The sequence below is a fragment of the Phyllobacterium sp. 01N428 genome, from assembly GCF_056399405.1.
Window position 1 is genome coordinate 325,575 of record NZ_JBFTRH010000002.1, and the last position, 24,524, is coordinate 350,098.

Genomic DNA, 24,524 nt, shown 5'->3' on the forward strand with positions numbered 1-24,524 from the left:
TCAGCGAAGCACCATCGACGACCCGGCGGTAATATCGACCGGGTGCAGCATAGGATCCATTAGTGTCAAAATCGTTGCAATCGATCTCGGCGGAATTCGCGTATGAGTTGCAGTGCCCCGCCGGATTTTGAGCAAGGGGCTAAAGCCCGGCGATTGCCCGCAGGTCGTCCACGGCACCTTCGGCGGCGGCAAGCACCGGCGATCCCTTGGTCAACGCTTCGCCTTGAACCGGGAACGGGTGATGCCAGCCCCCCGCCTCCTTGACGAGGCAATAACCCGCCATGCAATCCCACGCATGCATATAGGGCTCATAGTAGCCGACGAGGCGCCCGGCCGCGACATAGGCGAGCATCAGCGCGCCCGAACCGTTGCGGATGAAGTTTCCCCCGGCATCGAGCAGCCGCTCCACGATCCCCGCCAGCGCTGCTGGCGCAACGTGACTGTTGGCTCCGATGCCCGTCACCGCATTGCGGACGGTCCGGTCGGAGCCGAGTTTCAACGGCCGGCCGTTGAGGGTAGCGCCGAGCCCTTGAGCCGCAGCGTATAATTCGTCGTTGCACGGGACATGAATGACGCCTATCGCGATCTCTTCTCCTGCAAGGACGGCGATGGAGACGCACCAGGTCGGCATGCCGTTGACGAACGGGCTCGTTCCGTCGATCGGATCGACGACCCAGGTGAAACCGGAGGCTCCCGCGCTCAGGCCATGTTCCTCGCCGAGGATCGCATCTTGCGGAAATGCGGCGGCGATTTTTTGGCGGATGAGATCTTCAACCTCGCGATCGGCGATCGAAACAACGTCATGCGGATCGGCCTTGGTCTCGATCACGAGCCGTTCCCGCGCATTGAAGTAGCCGAGAGCCTTCGCTCCGGCCTCTGCGGCCATTGTCTTGGCAAGGGCAAAGCGAGCCTCAAGCTCCGCTTGGGTATGCGATATCATGTCTTTTCCTCGGTACGAGCGATCAGTTGTTGATAATGGCGATTCCGCGATGATGGAAGCCGATGCTCACATTGGTCGCCGGTGCAAGATTCCTGTCGATTGCCGGATCGACGACAAAAAGCGTTCCGGCTTCGGTTTCAACCTCATACTCGACGTGGTCGCCGAGATAGGCCGCATGTCGGATGCTGCCGGGAAATGCCGCCTCCTCCGCCGCTTCAAGGGTAATGGCATTCGGCCGAACGGCAATCCTGGCCGGCCCGGGACGCGCGCTGCGCGCCGGCACCCTGTGTTCCAGCCTGGCAACACGGATGATCGCCTCTGTCCCGTCATTGCCCAGCACCTCGCAAGGCACCACATTGGCCTCGCCGATGAAATCGGCAATGAACGACGACGCCGGCGCCTCGTAGAGTTCGCGTGGCGATCCCTGTTGCGCGATGACGCCATCCTGCATCACGATGATGCGATCGGAGACCGCGAGCGCTTCTTCCTGATCGTGCGTCACGTAGACGGCGGTAAACCCAAGCCTTTGTTGAAGTTCGCGGATCTCCGTCCGCACGCGTCGGCGAAGGCGCGCATCGAGGTTAGAGAGCGGTTCGTCAAGCAACAGGACCTGTGGCTCGAGCACCAGGGCGCGGGCAACGGCGACGCGCTGCTGCTGGCCGCCCGAAAGCTCTGCCGGCAGTCGCTGGCCGTAGCCGGCGAGGCCGACCTGCGTCAGCCCCTCTTCCGCCCGTTGCCGCGCTTCGCTCTTCTTCATCCCGGATGACTCGAGCCCGTAGGCGACGTTCTCGAGGACCGACATATGCGGGAACAAGGCATAGGATTGGAAGACCATGGAGACGTCGCGCTCATTGGCGGGGAGCATCGTTACGTCCTTGCCGCCGATGAGAATGCGCCCCGAGGTCGGGTGCTCGAGACCGGCCAGCATGCGAAGCGTCGTCGTCTTGCCACAACCTGACGGTCCCAGCAGCGTCACAAGGGTTCCCGGCTCGATATCGAGCGACAGGTCGTGAATGGCAGTGAAGCTGCCAAACTGCTTCTTGACGTTGGTAAAGACGACTGACCCGGTACGATTGTTCATGACGTGGCCTTTTCTTGCGGCACGGCGGCGGGAACGAAGGCGGTGGCGACACGATTCTCGCGCCGCAGCCGGCGTTCCCCGACGAGAAGTTGGAAACCGGTGATTATGATGATCATCACCACGATAAGCATCGACGAATAGGCGACGGCCACGCCGTACTCGCCGTTCTCCACGAGGCCGACGATGTAGGATGTAGCCATATTGTACTGTGCACTTACCAGGAAGATGACCGCGCTGATCGAGGTAATGGCCCTCACGAACGAATAGACGAGCGCTGCTACGATTGCCGGGCGCAGCAGCGGTAGGATGACCTTGCGGATGGTGCGGAAGCTCGTCGCCCGCAGGGTCAGGGACGCCTCGTCGAGGCTCTTGTCGAGCTGGCTCATCGCGGCAACCCCGCCACGCACGCCCACCGGCATGTTGCGGAAGACGAAACAGGCTACCAGGATCAGGGCGGTGCCCGTCATCTCAAGCGGCGGCAAATTATAGGCCATGACATAGCTGATGCCGATGACGGTGCCGGGGATGGCAAAGCTCATCATCAGTGCAAATTCAAAGACGCTGCGTCCGATAAAGCGCTGGCGAACGATGAGATAGGCCGTGAGCAAGCCGACAGCTGCCGTGAGCGGCGCGGAAATCAGCGCGATCTCCATCGTCGTCCAGAACGAATTCCAGGCAACGCCGGTCCAGGCGATGGCGCCATTCTCGAAAGCGAACGAAAAGGCACGCTGGTAATGTTCGAAGGTCAAGGTGTTGTCGAGACCCCAGGTCCGGACAAAGCCGCCGACGAGGATCATGCCGTAGACGACAAGGGTGAACAACGCCCATGGGATGACGATGGCGTGGACACCGATCGACAGGGAACGCGGCAAGGCGATATGCGCACCGGAGTCGGCCTTGCCGGTAACTGTGGCGAAACTCTTGCCCGCGAGCCAGAGACGCTGAGCGAGGAATGCCGACAGCGTAAAGACCAGCAAGATGATCGCGAGCACAGCGGCGCGGGAAGGATCGTTTTGAGAACCGACGACGGCGAAGAAGATTTCCGTCGAAAGCACGCCATGGCTCCCGCCGAGAACGAGCGGGTTGCCGAAATCCGCCATGCTCTCGATGAAGCCAATGAGGAAGGCATTGGCGAGGCCCGGCTTCATAAGCGGCAGCGAAATCCGCCAGAAGGTGCGCCAGCGGTCGGCACGCAACGTCTGCGACGCCTCTTCCATGGAAGGACTGACCCCTTCGACGACGCCGATGAGGACAAGGAACGAGATCGGCGTAAACGAAAGGACCTGCGCAATCCAGATGCCAGTCAGGCCATAGAGCCAGCGGCCAGGCTCAACACCGAAGATATGCGAGATCTGCTGGGTCACGACACCGGCACGGCCGAACAGAAGGATAAGCGCGAGGCCGATAACGAACGGCGGCGTAATAATCGGCAGGATCGTCAACAGGCGCAGGCCCTTCTTGAAGGGGAAGCGCGTGCGCGTTGCGACAAGTGCGAAGCACAGTCCGAGAATGGTGGATCCGGAGGCGGTGAGGACCGCCAGAAAAAAGGTGCGCCAGGCAATGCCGCACCGATTTCCGCCCACGACGCAATCGAGGCTCCATATTGATGGATCCTGAATGTTTCGGACAAAGCCCGAAGGATCGAACGACCCGTCGAAGCTCTGGAAAGCGCCGACAAACATGCTGCCGACAGGATAGAACACAAAAATCGCGACAAGGAACACGAGCAGCGTAATCGACGCGACCACGAAGGCATCGCCGCGAAGAACGCCGCGTTCGGCAAGGCCAAAGGCGAAAAAGAGAACGAGTGCCAAAGCCGTTAACCCAGCGCCGGCGCCCATGGATGGCTGACCATCCGCCAGCGGTCCGAACATCGTCTCGTTGATCGTCCACGACCAGCCCGTATATCCAATCGCAAGGCCTTGCCAGACAAGGAAAAGGATGCCGGCACCACCCGCTGCAATCAACAAGTTGGAACGAAGCGCCGAGACCTTCAAAAACCTTGCTGCAATGGCCACGGCAAAGATCAAGGCGATCAGCGCCAGGTTCCAACGACCGAATTCGAATGCCTGCAAGATGCCGGGTGCTTCGGCGGAACCTGTCGGAAAATTCTTGAGCCAACTTAGCCCATAGAATCCCGCCTCGATCCTGTACCAGGGCACGAGGACAAGCCCTGCGAGCCCGATGCCGAGCGCAATGTTCAGTCTCCGGTCGCTACGCTCCATCACGCCACCCGCTCATCCTAGACTCATGCTTTTATGGACCATATGTCCGGATAAGGCCGGACATATGGTTGACAAGGCGAAGGTAGATCAGTTCGCGCTCGCGCCGATCTCCTTATCCCAGCGATCCAGCAGTTCCTTGCGCTTGGCCGGGTCACCATAGGTCTTGAAGTCGTAATCGATGAGCTTGATGTCCTCGAATTTCGGTGCTTCGGGTGGGACCGTCGCCGACTTGTTGGAAGGCAACTGGAAGGACTTGGCATCCTTCATGTGCGACTGCACATCGGCGGTCAGCGCCCAGTCATACCACTTCTTGGCGGCATCGAGATTTCGTGCGCCCTTGATGATCGACATCGAGCCGATTTCGTAGCCCGTGCCCTCGCAGGGAGCCACGGCCTTCACCGGGAAGCCCTCGGCGATCTGCGCGACGGCATCGTGCATGAAGACCACGCCGAGCGCTGTCTCGCCGCGTGCCGCCGCTTTCACCGGAGCCGAACCCGACTTGGTATATTGGGAAACATTGGCGTTGAGTTTCTTCAGATAGTCGTATGCCTGGTCCTCGCCCATGATCTGCACGAGCGACGCAAGCGCGGTGTATGCCGTGCCTGACGAGTTGGGATTGGCGATCTGAATTTCGCCCTTGTAAGCAGGGTCGATCAGGTCGGACCAGCACTTTGCTTCCTTGAGGCCCTTCTTCTTGACGATATCGGTGTTGTAGCCCCAACCAAGCGCGCCGGCATAAACGCCGACTGTCCTGTATCCCGAGCTCTCCGCCTGTTTCTTAGCCCAATCCTGCAATTGATCGAGCATGGGCGACTTGTACTCCAGCGTCAGCCCTTCGGATGCAGCCTGCAAATGCGGATCGCCGGTTCCAGCCCACCATATGTCGGTCTTGGGATTGCGCGCTTCGGCACGAATTTTGGCATAGGTCTCGCCTGATGACAGGCGCACCATATTGACCTGGATACCGGTCTCTTTTTCGAACATGCCCTTCATCAATTCGCAGATGACGACGTCGGCAGAGCAGATCAGGTTGAGATTATCTGCGGCGCGCACTTCGGTTGGCATGACTTGCAGGCCCACGGCGAATGCAGCAGCAATGGCGAATACAGAACGCATATCTTTCCTCCCTAGAAAGCGGCACCTCCATGCCGCACGCCATTTTGCAAGCGTGTGCAAAACTTTCACGAGCGCGTCCAATCTGTCAAGCCGGCTCATCAACTATAACCTTTAAATGTTTTGAATGAGGGAGATTGCGAAGGCGCGCAATCGCGTGCAAACTGCGCCGCAGAACTGAAATATGGGTCCTTTGCTTGAACAAGACGTTCGTCAGCGCCGACGATGTGGCAAAACGCGCGGGCGTGTCCCGCTCGGCTGTATCACGCACCTTTACCCCTGGGGCAAGCGTCTCAGAAGAAACGCGTCAGCGTGTCATGCAAGCAGCCGAGGCGCTCGGTTACCACGTCAATCAGCTGGCGCGCGGCCTCATGCGCAGCGAGAGCGGCATCGTCTGCCTCGTCGTCTCCGAAATGGATACGCCCTATCGTGCCCGCCTCGTACGCGCCCTCACCCATGAATTGCAGTTGGCCGGCAAGATCTCGATGCTCATCAACACCGACCGGTCGGACGGAAGCGTCGATACCGCCCTGCGCCAAACACTTCATTATCGTGCGGATGCATCGATCCTGCTGTCTGGGCTGCCCGACAAGGCGATCACCAAACTCTGCCTCGATAGCGGCCAGCGCATCGTCCTGATAAACCGCGACGATGAGATCGAGGGGCCGTTTCGGATCAACCTCGATGATGGAGTGGCGGCGCGGGTCGCGGTCAGTGCCTTCCTGCGCGCGGGCTGCCGCCGATTGGCTTTTGCAAACTCGGCCGTGGGAACACCAAGCCTCATGGCGCGCGAACAGGGCTTCGTGGCAGCGGCGAGGGACTTTGGCCTTGATGTAACTGTCGTTCGTCACGGCAACACCGTCTATGAAAGCGGAAGGACGATCGGCAGGACGCTGTTTTCCGGCCTTGAGCCTCCCGATGCGGTGTTCTGCGTCAACGACCTCATGGCGTTTGGCTTGATGGACGCGGCGCGCCACGAATTTGGCCGGCGCATTCCTGACGATCTTTGCGTTGTCGGGTTTGACGATATCGAGCAGTCAGGATGGTCATCCTACGCCCTGACGACCTTCACCCAGCCCGTGGACGAGATCGTCAGAAACAGCATTGCCTGGCTGGTCAACGGCGACGGTGCCGCAAGCAGCCGCTCTGCTTCCCTGCATGCCCCGCTGATCTGGCGGAAAACCATCAGGGGCACGCACAGAAACCGATAGAGCCAACGCCGGACTAGCTGTCGGACATCCCTGCGATGGTCAATCGCGCGCGGCCACGATGTTTGGATTGGTAGAGCGCACCATCGGCAAGATTTAGCAACTCCTCCGGCCCCTGCGGCTTGAGGCCCATTCGGGGATCGAACATCGCCATGCCTATGCTGACGGAAATTGCGCCCTGAGGACTTGCGGCGTGTTCGAGCTTCATGGCCGCCACAGCGTCGAGCATGGCGCCGGCGATTTCGGCGGAAGGCTGAAGCGCCCGTCCGGGAATAAGCGTCGCAAACTCCTCGCCGCCGAAACGGGCGACCGAACCGCCGTTCTGCTTGGCGACCTTGTTCAAGGCGCGCCCCACCTGGATAAGGCATTTGTCACCGGCAAGATGCCCGTAGAAATCATTGTAGGCTTTGAAATGGTCGATATCGACCATGAGAACTGCCAATTGTTCCCCAGTCTCGCTGGCGCGCTGAAATGCACGCTTCAACACGTGGTTGAATTTGCGCCGATTCGGCAGATTGGTCAGATGATCGCGCTCGGACTGGTTACGGAGCTTGCGGTTTGCTTCGAGGAGTTTCTGCTCCAGCGCCATACGTTCGCGGACCATGGCCGAGAGTTCCGCCTCAACCCGCTTTTGCGCCGTAATATCGACGCTCGTTGCCAGCAGTCGCAGCGGGGAACCGTCGGGCGCATATTCGACGATCTTGCCGCGGCTCAATATCCAGATGTCACCGCCATCCGGACGCGATACCCGGTAGGTTGCTTCGAAGCGCGCCTTGCGCCCGCTGAGGACGTCTTCAAAAGCTTCGATCGCCCGCTCCTTGTCGTCGGGATGAACGATATCCCACGCCACGCTTTCGCTCTCATGTCCGGCAGGATCAAGGCCGAGCAGCGCCCGATACTGCGGCGAGCGCCACACCCGCATCGTCGCAATATTCAAATCCCATATCCATTGTCCCGCACTCTCAAGAGCGTAGGAGGTGCGCAGCTCCACCTGTTGCAGCCGTTCCGCAATATCCTTCAGGTGGGTGATGTTGGTGTAAGCGACCGAAATGCCGGCGAATTCGCCAAGATCATTGGTGACGGTCGCCGCAGCAACCATGAACGATTCGCCGGTGACTTCGATCTGTGCGTCGGACACCGAACCGCCGGAGAGCGCAGTGCTGATGGCTGCGCGCAGCAGTGATGCGTGGTCTGGAACGACGTCTTCCACGGACCGGCCCACGGCATTTTCGCCGGCAATGCCGAAGATACGGGAAAACCGGTCGTTGACCGTGACCAGAAAACCCTGATGATTGACATAGCAGAGCCCGACGGGAACCTTGTCATAGACCGCTTCGATCTGCAGAAGACGGTCGCTTCCGCGCTCATCGCCTCGGTCAAATGGTGCGTTTCGCGATTTGCTGATTGGCATCACTCAGGTATCCGACCACTACGAGATTGCCTCGCAGCACCCCTACCTTGGCGAGCGGAGGCCCAGACCGTCAAGGCAATTACTGCGATTTGCGGTTAATTAATTGTACCGAGCAACGGCTGGTGCGCCGCTGCCAAGATGATTAAACTTGCCCACGAGCGGAGAAGAGCCATGGCGACAGATCACACCCACGAACATGATCACCCCATCGATTGGCGCGAACACGGCGTCAAGGTTATCCCCGGGGATTCTCTCGACCCGAACACCGCGCAGACGCCTGGCATGAACCGCGCTGCAGCGATCGATCGGGCCCGGGCGGGGGCAGAGAAAATCTGGGCGGGTACCGTCACCATTCACGCCAATGCCAAGACCGGTGCACATCATCACGGCGACCTTGAAAGCATTATCTACGTGGTCAAAGGCCGTGCGCGCATGCGCTGGGGCGAGCGGCTGGAATATGTCGCCGAAGCCGGTCCGGGCGATTTCATTTTCGTGCCGCCTTACGTGCCGCATCAGGAAATCAATGCGAACGCGGACGAAACGCTGGAGTGCGTGGTGGTCCGCTCCGGTCAGGAGCCGATCGTGGTCAATCTCGACATCGATCCGGTCGAAAAACCGGAAGGGGTTGCATGGATCGATCCCATCCATCGCTGAGCGGCTGAATCAGCCAAGCCGCTGCAACTTCTCGAACCGCTTGACGAGCCGCTCGCGTTTCAATCGCGACAGGCGGAAAATCCAGAACATGCCGTCCAACTGATCGATCTCATGCTGCAGGCAAGTGGCAAGCAGACCACTCGCCTCTTCGCTCAACATGTTCCCGCCGAGATCCTGATAGCGCACGCGAATGGTGGCGGGTCGCTCGATCTCGTCGGAGACGCCCGGCATCGACACACTGCCCTCCTCCCGCCGCGCAAGATCGCCTGACGACCATTCGATTTCCGGATTGATGTAGAAGCGCGGCGCACCGGGCTCGATCTCGATCACGACGAGACGCAGTGGCACGCCGATATGCGGTGCCGTGATGCCAATTCCCGGGGCAGCGCGCATTGTGGCGAGAAGGTCCTGCGCCAATTCTTGCGTTGCCGCGCCGAAATCCGCAATGCGGTCGGCGGGCCTTCGCAAAGCTGGATCAGGGAATGTCAGGATTGGCCGAATCGCCATGAACATGCTCCAATGTGCGAACGCGACAGCGCGTCCATCCTGTTGCCTCAATTCCCGCCGAGGAAGCAAGCTTTACAAGCGTCGTCGCTACCGATAATCGACAAAGAAACCATGCGGCCATCCCTGCACTGTCGCGGAGAGCCCAACGAGGCGATTGAATGCCCGCCAGCAAGACGATAACCAAGCCGCAGGTGCTGCCGCGAGGAGCCGTGATCATGACGCTCCTCGTCCTTGCGACGATGATCGTCTCGTTCTTGGTCATGATGGGCATAACCAATATTTCGCCCACCAAACAGACGACCCAGCTGATCATTGCCGCCAATGCGGTGTCGATTCTTGTCCTGATCTATCTGTCCTACGCGACGCTGAAGAAGCTCTTTCTTTTCAAGAGCAAGGCAAAGCACAACGACCTTCACACCAATGTCGCGATGATCTTCGCCTTGATCGCCTCGATACCGTCGATCATCGTCGCCTGTTTCTCGCTTATCGTCCTCGACCAGCGAATGGATTCGTGGATCAACAATCAGAACAACCAGATCATCGACATGTCGATCAAGGCGGCGCAATCCTACACTGAGGACAACGCCCAAAGCCTGCTGACGACGACGCTGTCCATGGTAATCGATCTCGACCAGCGCCGCATGCTCTATAGCCTCGACCGCGGCGCCTTTTCGGACTGGCTCACCTACGACGCCGGCCGCAACAATCTACTCGGCGCATCCCTGGTCAAATCGGATGGGGAGGTTGTGGTCGCGGCCAACCTCATCAACGATCATTCGCTGCCGGACGCCCCGATCGAGGCCCTGCGAAGTGCCGCCGGCGACAAGCCGGTTCTGATACCGCCGGGCGACACCAATCTTGTCGGCGCGGTGATCAAGACGCAGGCCCTGCCCGATCTTTACCTCTACACCATTCGCTCGGTCGATCGCTCTGCGCTCGAAAATATGCGGGTGATGACAGACAATAATGCCGAATACCAGGCGCTGGCGAGCAACCGGTCCACTACCCAGATCGCCTATGCCTTGCTGTACATCGAACTCACCCTGCTCTTGCTGCTCACCGCCGTGTGGAGCGGCATTGCTGTTGCCAATCGCGTCGTCCTGCCGATCCGCCAGCTGATCGGCGCTGCCGAAGACGTCGCGACCGGCAATTTCGACGTTTCCGTCCCCGTACGCGGTTCGGATGGCGATATCGGCTCTCTGTCGCACACGTTCAACAAGATGGTCGAGCAGTTGAAAACGCAACACAGCGACCTGATTTCGGCCAAGGACGAGATTGACGAGCGGCGGCGCTTTACGGAAGCGGTCCTATCGGGCGTTACCGCAGGCGTCATCAGCGTCAACAGCGAGGGGATCATCGCGGGTCTTAACCGTCCGGCCGAACAGATGTTGGCGGTCGACGCATCGCAGGCCGTTGGCCAGAGCCTCGGCCTTATCCTGCCGGAAATCGGCGCCGTCTTCGACGTGGCGCGGGATAATGGACGTTCATCCAGCCGCAAGCAGATAAGCATCACCCGCAGCGGTGTCGCGCGTTCGTTGAACGTACAGATCACGCGCGAAGACGCCGACATCAAGAACACCTCGTACGTGGTGACGGTCGATGACATTACCGATCTCGTCGCCGCGCACCGCTCGTCCGCCTGGGCGGATGTAGCGCGCCGGATCGCCCACGAGATCAAGAATCCGCTGACGCCGATCCAGCTTTCGGCGGAACGCATCCGCCGTCGCTACGGCAAAGTCATTGTCGAGGATCGCGCGGTATTCGACCAATGCACCGAGACGATCATTCGCCAGGTCGGCGATATTGGTCGGATGGTCGATGAATTCTCCGAGTTTGCTCGTATGCCCAAGCCGCAGCTGGCGGCAACAGATATTCGCACTGTATTGCGCGATGCCTCGTTCCTCGTCGAGATCAGCAACAATCAGATCAAGTTCGAACATGAGATAGCCGACGAACCGCTGGTCGGCAATTTCGACAGCCGCCTGCTCGGCCAGGCATTTGGCAACATCATCAAGAATGCATCCGAGTCCATCGAGGCGGCGTTGCAGTCCGGCGCTGTCGAGACCGGCTATATTCTCGTTCGCGCAAAGAGCGCAGGCGCTTCCATCACCGTCGAGGTGCTCGACAATGGCAAGGGCCTTCCCAGCGAGAACCGCCACCAGCTTTTGGAACCCTATGTGACGACGCGCGAAAAAGGGACCGGCCTCGGGCTCGCCATCGTCAAGAAGATCGTCGAGGACCATGGCGGGCATCTCGAAATGCTCGATGCGCCGGCCAATTTCCACGGCGGTCGGGGCGCCCTCGTGCGCATGGTTTTTCCGCGCCTGGCCGAGGCAGCTGCCGCCTGAAAACCGCCAATATCGGAATCTTTTCATTCGCTATCAAAATGTGATTATCGCCTTTGCAACACAAATTGAACGCCTAGATTGAAAGCGCTATAATCCGAAACGTTGAGACCGGAATGACGGAATTAAGCCTTCTGCCACGCCGGTTTGAGCAATGATCATGACAATTTGAAATACAAGCTGGAAGCCAAAATCAGCGGTGGTTGTTCGTGGTTTTTTTGAGAACGGGCCGGTTTACCGGTTTTGCTCAGGAGGATACAGGGCGATGATGTTGCGGCATACAAAGGAAAACGGCGATATCGCCAATTGGATGACCTGCTCTATCTGCCTGTTCGGCGCTTTGGCAGTTGCAGCGATCATCCTGGCGATTTGATCCCCCGGATAACATCCGGTTGGCTTTCGTTTGCGGCGCAAGTCGATGGCGCCTATCATTTTGTGCGGGTCAGGTTTCCTTGGAGACCTGGCCCGTATGGCTTTGTTGGCCCCGGCGCATATGAATCTCGGCCGATTTCGCTGCCCTCCAGACGAGGGATAAACCATTTTGATCGGTACGATTGATGGAACCAATGCAACCATAAATAGTTTAATGTGCGCGATTGACCGGAAGTCTGCTCTCCAGCAGGCGCTTTCGCAACGAGACATAATGTTGAATTGGGGAAATCGTGGACATTCCACAAAGCAATTTTGCGGCTTCTCTCGAAGCACTGCACGGATTGGACAGCTACAGCCGGGACTCGATCATCATGGAGTTGCCGGTAGCCGTGTATACGACGGACAAGTCCGGCATCCTTACATTCTATAACAAGGCGGCGGCGGAACTTTGGGGCCGCATGCCTGAAATCGGCAAGGAACGCTGGTCTGGAGCGCTGCGCCTGTATTGGCCGGACGGAACGGCAATGCAGCACGATGAATGCCCCTTGGCGACGACCTTGCGCGAGGAGCGCGAGGTGCGCGACGTCGATGCCATCGCCGAGAGGCCCGATGGAAGCCGCATCGCTTTCATGCCGTTCCCTGTGCTGCTGCGCAACAAGCAAGGGGAGATTGTCGGCGCGCTCAATATGTTACGCGACATCACTGAACAGAGACGCGACGAAGCGATGGCTGAACGCCTCGCCGCTATTGTTGAATCGTCCGACGATGCGATTATCAGCAAGGATCTTTCGGGCATGGTCACGACGTGGAACAAGGCGGCCGAGAGGATATTCGGCTACACCGCCGAAGACATGATCGGCCGATCTATCACGACAGTCATCCCGCCCGATCGGCTATACGAAGAACCCGGCATCGTAGAGCGCGTACGCAACGGCCAGAGGATCGATCACTATGAGACAGTCCGGCAGCGCAAGGATGGAACGCGCATCCATGTCTCGCTCACTGTATCACCTGTAAAGAACGCTTCCGGACGCGTGGTCGGTGCATCGAAAATCGCCCGCGATATTACCGACAAGAAGGAGAGCGAAGAGCGGATTTTGATGTTGATGCGGGAGGTAAATCACCGCGTCAAGAACCAGTACGCCGTCATTCTGTCGATGATCCGCGAAACCAGCAGCCGTACAACGGATGTCGTCGAATTCGAACAGCAGATCCGCGAGCGGATCATGGCACTTGCCCGGTCTCACGATTTGCTGGTTCACGCGACGTGGCGCGGAGCGACGCTTTCCGATCTTTTGCTTGAGCAGATCAAGCCTTTCGGCGACGAAAACCGGCTTACCATGACCGGACCGTCCATGGTTCTGCAACCCAACGCCGTCCAGTATCTCGGGATTGCATTCCACGAACTGGCGACCAATTCTGCGAAATATGGCGTCTTCTCATCGGAAACCGGTGAGATCAATGTGGACTGGTTCGTTGGCGACGAGGGCAAGACCTTCTACCTCGCCTGGACCGAAACAGGTGGGCCACCGGTCAAGCTCGGCCGCACGCGCGGCTTTGGCAAGACCGTTCTCGAGCGGATAACGCCCTTGTCGCTGGGCGGCGAAGGCATGCTCGAACAGTCCGTCAATCGCATTGTCTGGACCGTGCGTGCGCCCATGGAGAATATCCGGGCAGCTTCCGTCTAACGACGCAAGTCCCACTCGTCTTCACCCCTTTTGATTAGGTCGGCACGCTGGAAAGAGGTTGTGGGCGCGTGTATCCTCCGCTGCACAAAAATGGGGGACTACAATGCCGAATATTTCTCAACTCTTCTTCAAGTCTGCCGTCATTTGGTTGCTGATTGGCATAGCCGCCGGCTTGCAGATGGGAATGTCGGGCAATCACACGGTGATCGCAGCCCACGCCCACATCAACCTGCTCGGATGGGTCACGAGCGCCATTTTCGGCGGTTACTACGCACTCAATCCGGCCAAGGCAGCCAAGCGATTGGCCTTCGTCCATTATGCCGTTTACATGCTAGGCCTTATCGTGATGCTGCCGTCCCTTTACTTCATGGAGCGTGGCAACATGCAGCTTGAGCCGTTGGTCGGGATAGGTTCGATGATTACTTTCCTCGGTGTACTGATCTTCGCGGTCGTGATGTTCTCGCGCGAGAGCGTGGCGGTCCGCCAGGCCCGCGCTTGAGAAAAGTCGGATCGGCTCAGGCCGGTCCGACGGATTTGCCGATCTCATCGACATGATGCTGGATGCTGAGCCGATCCAGTGACGCAAGCGGAAGATTGACGAATATCTTCAGGCGGCGGTCGAGCTCGCTCATCATACGGCTGAACGCCTGCTTGCGCTCCCAGGGTTCGCCCTCCGACAGCAGCGGGTCGGGACATTCCCAGTGCGCAGTCACCGGGACGCCCGGCCATTCGGGCATGGCTTCGCCATGGGCCCCATCATGCAGAGTGAAAACGAAATCGAGTTCACGGGCCCCTTCCAGCCCAAATTCGCTATAATGCTTGGGACGCAGGCCTTCGACCGAAAAGCCGGTCTGCTCGAGCAATTCGCGCGCTTCAGGGTTTATTTCTCCATCAGGGTCCGTTCCGGCGCTGTAGGCGACGAAATGCAGCTTGCCCAGCCGATTGAGCAGTGTCTCGGCAACGACGCCTCTGACCGAATCGCGATGCGAAAGAAACAAGACATGAAATACTTTATCGTCGCCCATCGCTCACTCTCTCCAAATAAAATGCACGTAGTACGCATAATGCTGCAGTAATGTGACAGCCGTTCAACAACGGCCAGCGCTGCGATCGCACGTCACCAGACCCATGTTTGCAGCCCTCCAAACCGCCTGATCGGATCTGACAACGGTTTAACGCCGCGGTTTTTTAATTGCTGCGTTCAGGTTGGTGTCAGGAAACCAGTGAATGCCCCTCCTTTCGAAGAGCCTGGACAGAACCGGCTTGCGCATCAACCAGGAGTGCGGGGTAGTTCACCTTGTCAGTTACAACGCGTCAATTCGACAGACGTCTTGCACGTCCGAAAATCGGAAGCGTTCCGCTCACTATCATAACCGCAGTGTTTATTCTCGCGTCCGCGAACTGGACGTTCTGGGAGAAATCGGCTGCCTATTTGCACGGTCAGCCGGCCGCCCTCGCATTTCTGGTCGTTGGCATCGCTTGTGGATATGTAGCGCTCTTTCTCGCTTTCTCGGTCAAGTTCGTCATCAAGCCTGCCCTGATCTTTTTCGTGGTCGTCAGCGCGCTTGGCGCGTGGTTCATGGATCACTACGGCGTCATAATCGACGTCGAAATGCTGCAAAGCGCCGTGGATACCACCAATGCGGAGGCCGGCCATTTTCTGAACGTTCCGTTTGTCGGTCATATGATCACATACGCGTTGATCCCCTCGGCAATCATCGCATGGCCGCGTATTGTGCATCGACCCTACCTGCAGAAATTGAAGTGGAACCTTGCGGTCATCGTGCCTGCGCTGCTTGTTCTGGGCCTCGCAGCCCTGATCAATGCCAGCACCTACATGTCGCTGATCCGTGAACACCGGGATTGGTTCGGAACGCTCAATCCGCTCGCCCCGATCGTGAACACCGTGAAGCTTGCGATCCGGGAAACCAAGGACAACAACATCATCGTCAAGCCGCTGGGCCAGGACGCGCATGTGGTTGGGCCGGCCGCCGGCACGCGCAAGCCGCGCGTCACCATTGTCATTGCCGGCGAAACCGCGCGTGCCGAGAGCTTTTCGCTTGGCGGCTATGGTCACGATACCAATCCGGAACTCGCCAGACAGGACATCACTTATTTCAGCGATACGTCGAGTTGCGGCACGATCACGTCGGTTTCGCTGCCCTGCATGTTCTCGCAATTTACTCGCAAGGAATATACGCATCAGAAGGGCCTCGAGAACGAGAACCTTGTCGACGTACTGACGCATGCGGGCATCAATGTCGAATGGTGGGACAATAATACGGGCGACAAGGGCGTGGCGGCCCGCATCAAATCCCAACAATTGTTCAAGTCGGATGATCCGAAATTCTGCAAGGGCGGCGAATGCCTCGACGCGATCTTCCTCGACCGCCTCGATGCATGGCTCGACAGCGTCAAGACCGACTCGGTGCTTGTCATGCACCAGTTGGGCAGCCACGGCCCCGCCTACTATCTCCGCTATCCCGATGAGTTCCGGCGCTTCACGCCGGACTGCAGGACCGCCGAATTTGCCAAATGCTCGCGCGAAGAAATCATCAATGCCTATGACAACTCCATCCTCTACACCGATCATTTGCTGTCCACAGTGATCGACCGGCTCAAGGCGCGGGAGACACAAATGTCGCCGTCCATGATCTACATGTCCGACCATGGCGAATCGACCGGCGAGTTCGGCCTCTATTTGCACGGCGCACCCTATATCGTCGCGCCATCACAGCAGACCCATGTTCCCTACGTATTGTGGCTTGGCAAGGACGAGGAGGCGCAGATCGACGGGACCTGCTTGCAGAGCGAGGCAATGAAGAAGCAATCGCACGACAACCTCTTCCACACGGTGCTCGGGATGATGCATGTCGAGACGTCGGTCCATGACAACAACCTCGATACGCTCTCCCCCTGTCGCAGCGGAACGAGTTGACCCGAGGACAGCAGCCCAAAACTTGACTTGAAAAGGTCTCCCGCGCGGTCGATCCTGTGACCAGGAAAAATCGCAGAAGGGAATGAGGCATTTGCGGGTCCTTCTTGTTGAAGACGACGCGACTCTCGGGGCGGCCGTGCGCGACCACGTGATGCACGGCACTCACGCCGTCGACTGGATGCAGCATCTGGAAGATGCAAAGGTGTCGATGCGCGTGACGAACTATGATCTCGTGCTCCTGGACATCAGACTACCGGACGGGAACGGGGTCGATTTCCTGACAGAGCTCAGGGCCAGCGGCGACGCGACGCCGGTGATAATCCTTACGGCGCACGACCAGATTTCCGAGCGTATCCGCGGACTCAACGCCGGGGCAGACGACTATCTCGTCAAACCCTTCGATCTCGATGAATTGACGGCGCGCATGCATGCCGTGGCGCGGCGCCATTCCGGACGCCCCGACGAGGTCATACGGCTCGGCTCGCTGCACATTCACATCGCCGACCGCAGGGTGACCTCGGCCAACCAGGAGATTACGCTTTCAGGGCGGGAATGGGCGGTGCTCGAACGGCTGCTTGCCCGCATTGGCGCCATCGTTTCGAAAGCACAGATCGAAGAAACGCTCTATGCGTTCGGCTGGGAAATCGAAAGCAATACCGTCGAAGTCTATATCAGCCGCCTGCGCAAGAAGCTTGGGCGGCAATATGTGGCAACGGTGCGGGGCGTCGGCTACCGGATTGAAGGTCGTACATGAAACCCTATGGCATGACGCGCCGCCTGATCTTGTCCCTTACGGCTACGCTCATCGCGTTCTGGCTCATTGCGGTAACGGCCGGCGTCCTCGTCATGCAGGATGAATTCGGTGAAATATTCGACAGTTCCTTGAAGGAAACCGCGGAAAGACTGACGCCGCTCGTCGTCGACGATATCCTGCAGAGCGATACTACCGCGGTGCCGAGGCGTTTGCAGAATCTGACGGCATCTCCAGAATCGAGCTATCTTACCTACCAGGTCAGGGACGCGAAGGGGGGCGTCATTCTGCACTCGGAAGACATTCCACCCACGCCATTTGCCGCCCCGCTCAAGCGGGGATTCTGGGAAAATGACGCGGCCCGCTTCTATACGGTACCGGCAGTCAACGATACGATTTTCGTTCAAGTCGCGGATGACAACGCGCATCGCGAGGAAGCAGCGCTCGAGGGCGGGCTTGCCCTGTTGCTTCCCCTCCTCGTGCTTATTCCGGTCGGCATATTCGTCGTCTGGTTCGTCGTTCGCCTGTCGTTGCGGCCAGTCAACGAGTTGCGCCAGGCAATTGCCAGCAAGGATGGCGGCAATCTTGCTCCGATTGCCCCGATCGCCCTTCCCCGCGAACTGCAACCGATCATCCATTCCGTTAACCGGCTGCTGGCGCGATTGCGTTCGACACTCGCGGCCGAACGAGAATTTACCGCCAATAGCGCGCATGAACTGCGAACCCCCCTCGCCGGCGCCCTCGCGCAGACGCAGCTCTTGAAGAAACATGTGCGCGGCGAAGAAGCCAAATCACGCACGGTGCACATCGAACAGTCGCTCCAGAAATTGAGCGGACTTGTCGAAAGGCTCATGCAGCTCGCCCGGGCCGAGGCCGGGCTTGGCTCCGCGGACGAGGTCGTCGATCTCGCAAAGGTCCTTGACGTGGTGGTCGGTGATTTCCAGCGCGCAAGCATAGCGCCAGATCGCATCAACTATGTGCGCGACGCGGGCGCCGAGCTCAAGCACCGGATAAACGAGGATATCTTTGCCATCGCGCTGCGCAACTTGATCGAAAACGCGCTTCATCATGGAAGCCAGAACGAGCCTGTGCTTGTGCATCTCGAAAGGGGCGGCAAGATTCGCATTGCCAATGGCAGCCCCATATTGGGCAAGGAAGAGATTGTGCGAATCCAGAAGCGCTTCAGTCGCGGCGAAACCTCCCGCGGTTCAGGGCTTGGCCTCGCTATCGTTATCGCTCTCGCAGCACAGATGAACGCGACCTTGAACCTGTTGTCGCCGGCAACGGGGCGCAGCGACGGGTTTGAAGCGGTTCTGACCTTCAACGGCGACAGGGCGGAAGTTGGCTAGACCTGTTGATTCTCGGCATCAGGAGCCGGCTATTCTTATCAGCCACAACCAAGGTGACTTTGCCGCCCGTTTCTGGAATGCTAGGTTGCAGAAGTGGCGTCGACTCCTTTCGAAGCAGGTGGACATGAACGATGTGAAGATTGCTCGCCGGGGACTGTTAATGTCCGGCCTGGCACTGATGGCTGCGGGTTGCACACCCATTTCCTTTGCCTACCCGGTCGGCGGAGGCGGCTCCTACTATCTCGAGCCCCGTCTCCGGCGCCAGCGCGTTGCTTATACGGGAGGCGAAGCGCCAGGTTCGCTGGTCATCAATACGGATGAGCGCTACCTCTATGCTGTCGAGGGCGACGGGTCTGCAATGCGCTACGGCATTGCCGTCGGCCAGGAAGGGCTCACCCTCAAGGGACGGGCAGAGGTGGGCCGCAAGCAGGAGTGGCCTTCATGGACGCCGACGGCCAGCATGATCCAGCGCAAGCCGCGCCTCGCCCAATATGCTGGCGGTGTTCCCGGCGGCCCCGAAAACCCGCTTGGCTCGCGCGCCCTCTATCTCTACCAGAACGGCAAGGACACGCTCTTCCGCGTGCACGGGACCAACGAGCCGTGGTTGATCGGACAGGCCGTTTCGAACGGCTGCATAAGGTTGACCAACGAGGACGTTGAGTATCTCTACGACGCCACGCCCGTTGGTACGCCGGTACTGATCATCTAGCGGCTTCCACCAGGGTTTTGACATGGACAGCATATGTTTGGGACTGCATGCTTTGCGGTCCCAAATGCTGCGGAATGTCGACAATCGGCAAATTAACCCTGATGTGGCAAATCGGACACTATGCCAGTGATTCCGGCACCTTACCCTAGCGTTCATTACTATTTATGGTAGCATGACATTGTTGGCCTACTCGCCTTTGAGGAGAAAGGATTGTCACATGAAGAGAATTCTGATCACTGCAGTTGCCGTGATGACGGTCGCCAGTTTGAGTGCCTGCGGGTCAATCGGTAAGGGCAAAGCCCCGCCGCCTGAGCCAGCTCCGGCTGTAATTACCAAGTAATTGATTCGCTCGTCCGCATGGGGGAAGTTTCACGCGATTCTTTCCCCATCGGCACGTGATTCGGGCTGAACGCGTCTCACGGTACCAGGCGGTCATACATAGAATTATAGCAGGCATGTTTTGCCTTCATGCCTACGCTCTTCGGAGTTCAGGAAAGATATGACGCTGTACAGTGGTCGTCTGTCGGTTGCGGTTCTGTTTGCTATCGCAGTAGCAGGATGTGCGCCGGATGCTGCAATTAAGCCGAATGTCGTGTCCTATAATAATACGGGTTCCGTGGGTGCTCCGCCTTCCACGTCGGCCCAGGGCACTACAACACGAACGTTACCGCAGGCCCAAGGGCCTTATTACATCGAGTTCCGTTCTCGTTACGCACTTAGCTACGGTCACACCTACGTTATCTTCGGGCGGCTCGACAAGTCGGGACGCGTGCTTGATCGCGAGGTTGCGGGCCTTCATCCGGCCTCCAACAGTGCTGTTCCCTACGTGCTTGGCCACTATATTCCCGTGCCGGCGGAAACCGGGGCGAGCGATGGCGACCTTGACGACAGATATAGGTCCGCAAGCTGGCGTGTCACGCTGAGCGAGGCCGAATACACCAAGGTGGTTGCGTTTATTCACGACCTTCAGAAGCGCTCCCATTACTGGCAAGCGACAGTGTATAACTGCAACGCATTCGTTGGTGAAATCGCCCGGTCAATGGGTTACAAGACGCCCGGCATCTGGCTACGCCCCCAACAGTTCGTGACGCGGCTGCGCGAGATGAACGGCGGACCGAATGCCGTCGGATATACAGGACCAGCAGGTTAGATTTTGAGAGGAGCGCATTGTTCCAGGGTCTCGCGGCCAACAAAAGTCGTGGCTGTTGCCATTCGTGCGGCTTATGTTGGCCGGGATCGCAGAAAAGGCGCCAGTGACCTAGCGTGAACATGTCCATTGCCTCAATCGGCGAGATCACATGGGTGCTCGGCATCGTTGCCTGGTACGTGATTCGCTATCCGTTCGAGCGCCGTGCGCGGCGGGTTCAAGTCACGCGCAATGCGCGCACACTCACCGACAGGATGGGGCTTGGCATCGCATTTTTTGGCCTTGCCATCGTCCCCGGCTTCTACGTAGCGACCGGCATTCCCAAATCCGCCGATTATATCCCCTACGCCTTCTCGATCGTCATTGGAGCGATCACAATGCTGCTTGCATTGTGGGTGTTCCGCAGGTCGCACAAGGAACTCGGCCGCAACTGGTCGATCACGCTGGAGATACGCGAAAAGCACAAGCTCGTCTCATCGGGGCCCTATGCTTTCGTCCGCCACCCCATGTACACGTCGTTCCTTCTGATAGCGCTTGGTCAGGCGTTCCTGCTGGCAAACTGGGTTGCGGGCCTTGCCGGCCTCGTTGGCTTTTCGATCCTGTTTTTTCTGAGGGTAACCAAGGAAGAGCGTATGATGCTGGAGAATTTCGGCCCAGAATACCGCGACTATATGGAAAGGACGAAGCGACTTATCCCTTATCTCTATTAGAGGTCACAATATGCGAGGCCGAGCCCTCAAGCTTTCAGCGCCCCGGCGCCTGGTCAACGACCTCATGCGGTTCTCGATCGCTGTACCAAGGGTGACCGTACAGCGACAGATGAACCTTGGTCCGCTGCTGCGGGCAAGGATGTCGCAAAGCGTCAAGCCTTCCTGGACCGTTCTTTTCCTGAAAGGTTATGCGCTTCTGTCGCAGGAAACGCCGGATCTGCGCCGTGCCTATGTCAAATTGCCATGGCCGCAACTTTATGAATATCCAGTCAGCGTCGCATCCATTGCGCATGAGCGCGACTATAATGGCGAACAGGCGGTCCTGCTCAGCCGGATCAAGGACCCGGAGCACCGCTCGATCCCCGAGCTCGACGCCTCGATCAGGGACGTGCGCTCGCGGCCGGTACTTGAAGTCAAGGAGTTTCGGCGTGCCTTGAAGATTGCACGTCTGCCGGGCCTCATCCGCTGGCCGATGATGTGGCTCGGCCTCAATATCGGCCGGCAGCGGCCGAATTACTTTGGCACGTTTCAACTCTCCGTATATTCCGGCCTCGGCGCAGAATCGCTCAATCCGCTGACCCCCCTGACGACGATCTTCAACTACGGCCTGATCGGCGAGGATGGATCGGTGACCGTGCGTATTCATTACGACCACCGTGTCATGGACGGAGCCAACGTCGCCCGCGCGCTGGAGCGGTTCGAAGCCATCCTCAACGGGGCTGTGGCTGACGAGGTAAAGCAGCTTGCGCAGGGTGGCGTCGTTAAAGTACTGCGGGAGGACCGAAGCCAGTGACATCGACGCACTGGCTTCTCGATGAAGCGATGAAAAGAATGAGTTGGGAAGGTGCCGAAGCTGCCCCAAGGGTGGTTTCGCGGGCAATGAGATGAATTCACAGGCAGATTTTAGACCCGGCGTTGTCGTCATCGGGGCGTCTGGCGGCATAGGTCGCGCCATAGCGCGCGTGGCTGCCCGCGATGGCGGACCGGTTGTCCTCACTGCGCGTTCGATCGAGGGATTGAACGCCGCCGCGGCAGAGGTGCGCGCTGCGGGCGGCGAACCGTTCACGCTGGCGTTGGACGTTCTCGCCATCGACTCGACCACGCAGGTTGCGGAATTCCTGGTGAGCAACGGGCTTTATTGCGATGTGCTCGTCAACAGCGCCGGTTATGGCCTGCGCGGCGCAGCGATTGGTCTTCCCATGGACGATCAACTCGGTATCGTCGACCTGAACATTCGTGCCCTTACCGAGCTTACCCTGTACTTCCTGCCGCAGATGGTGGCCCGCAAGCGTGGCGGCGTGATCAATCTGAGTTCTGTGGCAAGCTTCACGGCCGGGCCCTACATGGCGCTGTATTATGCCAGCAAGGGTTTCGTGCGATCGTTTTCTCAGGCGGTGCATCAGGAAGTGCGCCGATCCGGCGTTACCGTCATGTGCCTTGCGCCCGGACCGGTATCGACGGAGTTTTACGCAACGGCAGGGGCGAGACATGCCTCGATCTTCACGCTCCTGCCCATGCTCGACGCCCAATACGTCGCCGAACAGGCGTGGCGCGGCTTCAGGTCGGGTCGTCGGATCGTCATTCCAGGGCTGTCGGCCAAGCTTGCCGTCTATGCGGCGAGGCTATTGCCTGCAAGCTTGCTCTTGCCGCTGATTGCCCGCCTGCAGCGCAGCGGCAATGATCCCTGCCCCTGCGGGTCTGGCAAGAAATACAAGAAATGCCACGGCGCACGCCATAAATAGCGGCCGAAACGCGCGACCAAGGCTGCATTTCCCTGCGACAATAAAGTTAGCCCGCGAATAGATTTTCGCGTTGCCGTGCCCATTCTTGCCGAAATTCTAGTGTAACGGCTGACTCAACACGAAAACAGAGTGCGCGTCATTCAACGCGCTTCACATGACAATTTTTGGACTGGAGAGACCCTTGTTGAACGCAAGACAAGCCCTTTGCACCCTTCTCCTGGCCGGTGCGCTGACGACTGCAGCGATGGCCGAAGCACAGGAGATCGCAGGGACCTATGTGAATGAAACCGGCCGCACGAAAGTGAAGATCAGCGACTGCAACAGCGGCGTTTGCGGGACGATCGTGTGGATGAACCAGCCGGTCAACGACATCAATAACCCTGACGCGTCCAAGCGTGACCGCCCGGTTGTCGGCCTGCAGGCCGTGTCGATGAAAGCCACCGGCCCCGGAACCTATGCCGGAACGCTCTACGATCCGGAAACCGGCAAGACCTATTCAGGCAAGGCAAGGGTTGCCGGCAACGCTGTGGAACTTTCCGGCTGCGTTCTGGGTGGCCTCATCTGCAAGTCAGCTACCTGGCGTCGCGACTAGCACTTCAGCCGCCGTTACGGGCAACCGGCACCAGAGTGCGCTTTTCCAGGCGGCCAGCGACGGTAAAGATCAGCACCTCGGTCTCTCTGCCGATCGTCTCGCCATGCATCAGGCGGACGATGTCATCGACGCCGCCGACAGGCTTGCCGTCGATCGCGAGAACGAAATCGCCTTCCTTGAGCCCGCCGAGTTCGGCGGGCCCTGCGGGCTCGATGCGCCGGATGCGCACCGACGTTGCGAGGCTCGTCCCCGCCTCAAGCGCAATCCTTCGCGGCAGTTCGATCGTATCGCCGGCTATGCCGATATAGGCGCGCCTGACGCGTCCATAGCGAAGTATCTCCGACACCACGAAGTTTGCGGTATTCGAGGCGACGGCAAAGGCAATGCTCTGTGCGCCCTGAATAACCGCCGTATTCACCCCGATTACCTCACCCTGTGACGAAACCAGCGGCCCACCGGAATTGCCGGGATTGAGCGCAGCATCCGTCTGGATGACGTCATCCATCAGCCTTCCGCTTGCAGCTCGCATCGACCGGCCCAGCGCCGATACAATGCCGGCCGTCACCGTCCATTCAAAGCCGAGCGGATTGCCGATGGCAATCGCAATATGGCCCCGGCGCAGCAGCTTCGAATTGCCAAGGCGCGCCCAGGCTTCGCCGCTCGTATTGGCCCGAATCAGCGCGATATCCGTGTCGACGTCGCTGCCGAGCACGGTGCCCTCGGTGACGAACCCGTCCGGCCGCGTGATACGCACGTGCCCGCTATCGCCGACGACGTGATTATTGGTGATGATCAGCCCGTCAGGCGAAATGGCAAAGCCCGAACCATGGCCGGCGCGGCCGCCGATACGCTCGATGCGATTGACCGCAGGCCCGACAATATCGACCGCCCGCGCTATCGATTGTGAATATGCATCCGTCAGCGCGCCGTCATCGACGGGCGCAATGTCCTTGTCTATGTAACCCATTATTGGATCCTCGCGCAGCGGCGACCATCGCCCCTGCCGCCAGCGGATCCATCGCATCGGATGGACCCGTCAAGG

The 24,524-nt window shown here is 59.0% G+C and carries 23 protein-coding genes; 15 read left to right on the forward strand and 8 right to left on the reverse strand.

Going from position 1 to position 24,524, the window contains the following annotated elements:
- Window positions 1-139 precede the first annotated feature (139 nt).
- The 4 genes from AC1DNI_RS09620 to AC1DNI_RS09635 form a co-directional block, all read right to left on the reverse strand.
- A complete protein-coding gene (locus AC1DNI_RS09620) occupies window positions 140-940 on the reverse strand; it encodes an inositol monophosphatase family protein (RefSeq protein WP_477691715.1) in 801 nt (266 codons plus the stop codon).
- Between the two features lie 22 nt (window positions 941-962).
- Window positions 963-2,021: an ABC transporter ATP-binding protein gene (locus AC1DNI_RS09625; RefSeq protein WP_027231968.1), complete on the reverse strand. Its 1,059-nt coding sequence runs from the start codon at window positions 2,019-2,021 to the stop codon at window positions 963-965.
- Window positions 2,018-4,246, reverse strand: coding sequence for an ABC transporter permease (locus tag AC1DNI_RS09630; RefSeq protein WP_477691792.1), 2,229 nt, complete (start codon window positions 4,244-4,246; stop codon window positions 2,018-2,020). The genes AC1DNI_RS09625 and AC1DNI_RS09630 overlap by 4 nt, the downstream gene beginning before the upstream one ends.
- A gap of 87 nt (window positions 4,247-4,333) precedes the next feature.
- Window positions 4,334-5,362 carry an ABC transporter substrate-binding protein gene (locus AC1DNI_RS09635; protein WP_091923692.1) on the reverse strand — a complete coding sequence of 343 codons (1,029 nt, stop codon included), beginning with the start codon at window positions 5,360-5,362 and terminating at the stop codon, window positions 4,334-4,336.
- Window positions 5,363-5,556: 194 nt separating this feature from the next.
- On the opposite strand from AC1DNI_RS09635, the gene AC1DNI_RS09640 reads away from it, so the two are divergent.
- Window positions 5,557-6,570, forward strand: coding sequence for a LacI family DNA-binding transcriptional regulator (locus AC1DNI_RS09640; RefSeq protein ID WP_477691716.1), 1,014 nt, complete (start codon window positions 5,557-5,559; stop codon window positions 6,568-6,570).
- Between the two features lie 13 nt (window positions 6,571-6,583).
- On the opposite strand, the gene AC1DNI_RS09645 is transcribed toward AC1DNI_RS09640, so the two are convergent.
- Window positions 6,584-7,978, reverse strand: coding sequence for a sensor domain-containing diguanylate cyclase (locus tag AC1DNI_RS09645; RefSeq protein WP_477691717.1), 1,395 nt, complete (start codon window positions 7,976-7,978; stop codon window positions 6,584-6,586).
- 171 nt (window positions 7,979-8,149) lie between these two features.
- Here AC1DNI_RS09645 and AC1DNI_RS09650 point away from each other — a divergent pair, with 171 nt between their 5' ends.
- A complete protein-coding gene (locus AC1DNI_RS09650; RefSeq protein ID WP_091923697.1) occupies window positions 8,150-8,632 on the forward strand; it encodes a cupin domain-containing protein in 483 nt (160 codons plus the stop codon).
- Window positions 8,633-8,641: 9 nt separating this feature from the next.
- On the opposite strand, the gene AC1DNI_RS09655 is transcribed toward AC1DNI_RS09650, so the two are convergent.
- Window positions 8,642-9,139 carry a peptide deformylase gene (locus tag AC1DNI_RS09655; RefSeq protein ID WP_477691718.1) on the reverse strand — a complete coding sequence of 166 codons (498 nt, stop codon included), beginning with the start codon at window positions 9,137-9,139 and terminating at the stop codon, window positions 8,642-8,644.
- Between the two features lie 158 nt (window positions 9,140-9,297).
- Between AC1DNI_RS09655 and AC1DNI_RS09660 the strand changes: the two genes are divergently transcribed.
- The 3 genes from AC1DNI_RS09660 to AC1DNI_RS09670 all read left to right on the forward strand — a co-directional run bounded on the left by AC1DNI_RS09660 (window position 9,298) and on the right by AC1DNI_RS09670 (window position 14,043).
- Window positions 9,298-11,487: a sensor histidine kinase gene (locus AC1DNI_RS09660; protein ID WP_091944891.1), complete on the forward strand. Its 2,190-nt coding sequence runs from the start codon at window positions 9,298-9,300 to the stop codon at window positions 11,485-11,487.
- A 659-nt stretch (window positions 11,488-12,146) separates the two neighbouring features.
- Entirely contained in the window at window positions 12,147-13,544 is a 1,398-nt protein-coding gene (locus AC1DNI_RS09665; RefSeq protein WP_051614983.1) for a PAS domain S-box protein, read from the forward strand.
- A gap of 103 nt (window positions 13,545-13,647) precedes the next feature.
- Window positions 13,648-14,043: a hypothetical protein gene (locus AC1DNI_RS09670; RefSeq protein WP_477691719.1), complete on the forward strand. Its 396-nt coding sequence runs from the start codon at window positions 13,648-13,650 to the stop codon at window positions 14,041-14,043.
- A gap of 16 nt (window positions 14,044-14,059) precedes the next feature.
- Here AC1DNI_RS09670 and AC1DNI_RS09675 read toward each other — a convergent pair whose 3' ends face one another.
- The gene (locus AC1DNI_RS09675) at window positions 14,060-14,569 is read right to left on the reverse strand and encodes an arsenate-mycothiol transferase ArsC (RefSeq protein ID WP_477691720.1); all 510 of its coding nucleotides are present in this window, start codon (window positions 14,567-14,569) and stop codon (window positions 14,060-14,062) included.
- A 272-nt stretch (window positions 14,570-14,841) separates the two neighbouring features.
- Between AC1DNI_RS09675 and AC1DNI_RS09680 the strand changes: the two genes are divergently transcribed.
- From AC1DNI_RS09680 to AC1DNI_RS09725, 10 genes are all read left to right on the forward strand, one after another.
- Window positions 14,842-16,482, forward strand: coding sequence for a phosphoethanolamine transferase (locus tag AC1DNI_RS09680; RefSeq protein ID WP_477691721.1), 1,641 nt, complete (start codon window positions 14,842-14,844; stop codon window positions 16,480-16,482).
- 91 nt (window positions 16,483-16,573) lie between these two features.
- On the forward strand, window positions 16,574-17,236 hold the full coding sequence (locus AC1DNI_RS09685) for a response regulator (RefSeq protein ID WP_477691793.1): 663 nt from the start codon (window positions 16,574-16,576) through the stop codon (window positions 17,234-17,236).
- Window positions 17,233-18,582: a sensor histidine kinase gene (locus AC1DNI_RS09690; protein ID WP_477691722.1), complete on the forward strand. Its 1,350-nt coding sequence runs from the start codon at window positions 17,233-17,235 to the stop codon at window positions 18,580-18,582. Before AC1DNI_RS09685 ends, AC1DNI_RS09690 begins: the two co-directional genes overlap by 4 nt.
- A 124-nt stretch (window positions 18,583-18,706) precedes the next feature.
- Entirely contained in the window at window positions 18,707-19,291 is a 585-nt protein-coding gene (locus tag AC1DNI_RS09695) for a L,D-transpeptidase (protein ID WP_091924000.1), read from the forward strand.
- 217 nt (window positions 19,292-19,508) lie between these two features.
- Window positions 19,509-19,631 (forward strand): ABC transporter, encoded by a 123-nt coding sequence (locus tag AC1DNI_RS09700; RefSeq protein ID WP_113282376.1) that lies wholly within the window; start codon window positions 19,509-19,511, stop codon window positions 19,629-19,631.
- 159 nt (window positions 19,632-19,790) lie between these two features.
- Entirely contained in the window at window positions 19,791-20,441 is a 651-nt protein-coding gene (locus tag AC1DNI_RS09705; RefSeq protein ID WP_091944875.1) for a hypothetical protein, read from the forward strand.
- 119 nt (window positions 20,442-20,560) lie between these two features.
- The gene (locus tag AC1DNI_RS09710; protein ID WP_477691723.1) at window positions 20,561-21,148 is read left to right on the forward strand and encodes a protein-S-isoprenylcysteine O-methyltransferase; all 588 of its coding nucleotides are present in this window, start codon (window positions 20,561-20,563) and stop codon (window positions 21,146-21,148) included.
- A gap of 10 nt (window positions 21,149-21,158) precedes the next feature.
- Window positions 21,159-21,941, forward strand: a complete 783-nt coding sequence (locus AC1DNI_RS09715; RefSeq protein WP_113282379.1) for a lipoamide acyltransferase component of branched-chain alpha-keto acid dehydrogenase complex — start codon at window positions 21,159-21,161, stop codon at window positions 21,939-21,941.
- 91 nt (window positions 21,942-22,032) lie between these two features.
- Window positions 22,033-22,890, forward strand: coding sequence for an SDR family NAD(P)-dependent oxidoreductase (locus tag AC1DNI_RS09720; protein ID WP_477691724.1), 858 nt, complete (start codon window positions 22,033-22,035; stop codon window positions 22,888-22,890).
- A 184-nt stretch (window positions 22,891-23,074) separates the two neighbouring features.
- The gene (locus AC1DNI_RS09725; RefSeq protein WP_246272641.1) at window positions 23,075-23,482 is read left to right on the forward strand and encodes a DUF2147 domain-containing protein; all 408 of its coding nucleotides are present in this window, start codon (window positions 23,075-23,077) and stop codon (window positions 23,480-23,482) included.
- A 4-nt stretch (window positions 23,483-23,486) separates the two neighbouring features.
- On the opposite strand, the gene AC1DNI_RS09730 is transcribed toward AC1DNI_RS09725, so the two are convergent.
- Complete coding sequence (locus AC1DNI_RS09730; RefSeq protein WP_477691725.1) at window positions 23,487-24,449, reverse strand: S1C family serine protease; 963 nt, start codon at window positions 24,447-24,449, stop codon at window positions 23,487-23,489.
- Between the last annotated feature and the right edge of the window lie 75 nt (window positions 24,450-24,524).

Coding starts and splice junctions, on each gene's coding strand:
- AC1DNI_RS09620 (WP_477691715.1), bottom strand. CDS start 940: ATGATATCGCATACCCAAGCGGAGCTTGAGGCTCGCTTTGCCCTTGCC.
- AC1DNI_RS09625 (WP_027231968.1), bottom strand. CDS start 2,021: ATGAACAATCGTACCGGGTCAGTCGTCTTTACCAACGTCAAGAAGCAG.
- AC1DNI_RS09630 (WP_477691792.1), bottom strand. CDS start 4,246: ATGGAGCGTAGCGACCGGAGACTGAACATTGCGCTCGGCATCGGGCTC.
- AC1DNI_RS09635 (WP_091923692.1), bottom strand. CDS start 5,362: ATGCGTTCTGTATTCGCCATTGCTGCTGCATTCGCCGTGGGCCTGCAA.
- AC1DNI_RS09645 (WP_477691717.1), bottom strand. CDS start 7,978: ATGCCAATCAGCAAATCGCGAAACGCACCATTTGACCGAGGCGATGAG.
- AC1DNI_RS09650 (WP_091923697.1), top strand. CDS start 8,150: ATGGCGACAGATCACACCCACGAACATGATCACCCCATCGATTGGCGC.
- AC1DNI_RS09655 (WP_477691718.1), bottom strand. CDS start 9,139: ATGGCGATTCGGCCAATCCTGACATTCCCTGATCCAGCTTTGCGAAGG.
- AC1DNI_RS09660 (WP_091944891.1), top strand. CDS start 9,298: ATGCCCGCCAGCAAGACGATAACCAAGCCGCAGGTGCTGCCGCGAGGA.
- AC1DNI_RS09670 (WP_477691719.1), top strand. CDS start 13,648: ATGCCGAATATTTCTCAACTCTTCTTCAAGTCTGCCGTCATTTGGTTG.
- AC1DNI_RS09675 (WP_477691720.1), bottom strand. CDS start 14,569: ATGGGCGACGATAAAGTATTTCATGTCTTGTTTCTTTCGCATCGCGAT.
- AC1DNI_RS09690 (WP_477691722.1), top strand. CDS start 17,233: ATGAAACCCTATGGCATGACGCGCCGCCTGATCTTGTCCCTTACGGCT.
- AC1DNI_RS09695 (WP_091924000.1), top strand. CDS start 18,707: ATGAACGATGTGAAGATTGCTCGCCGGGGACTGTTAATGTCCGGCCTG.
- AC1DNI_RS09700 (WP_113282376.1), top strand. CDS start 19,509: ATGAAGAGAATTCTGATCACTGCAGTTGCCGTGATGACGGTCGCCAGT.
- AC1DNI_RS09705 (WP_091944875.1), top strand. CDS start 19,791: ATGACGCTGTACAGTGGTCGTCTGTCGGTTGCGGTTCTGTTTGCTATC.
- AC1DNI_RS09710 (WP_477691723.1), top strand. CDS start 20,561: ATGTCCATTGCCTCAATCGGCGAGATCACATGGGTGCTCGGCATCGTT.
- AC1DNI_RS09715 (WP_113282379.1), top strand. CDS start 21,159: ATGCGAGGCCGAGCCCTCAAGCTTTCAGCGCCCCGGCGCCTGGTCAAC.
- AC1DNI_RS09720 (WP_477691724.1), top strand. CDS start 22,033: ATGAATTCACAGGCAGATTTTAGACCCGGCGTTGTCGTCATCGGGGCG.
- AC1DNI_RS09730 (WP_477691725.1), bottom strand. CDS start 24,449: ATGGGTTACATAGACAAGGACATTGCGCCCGTCGATGACGGCGCGCTG.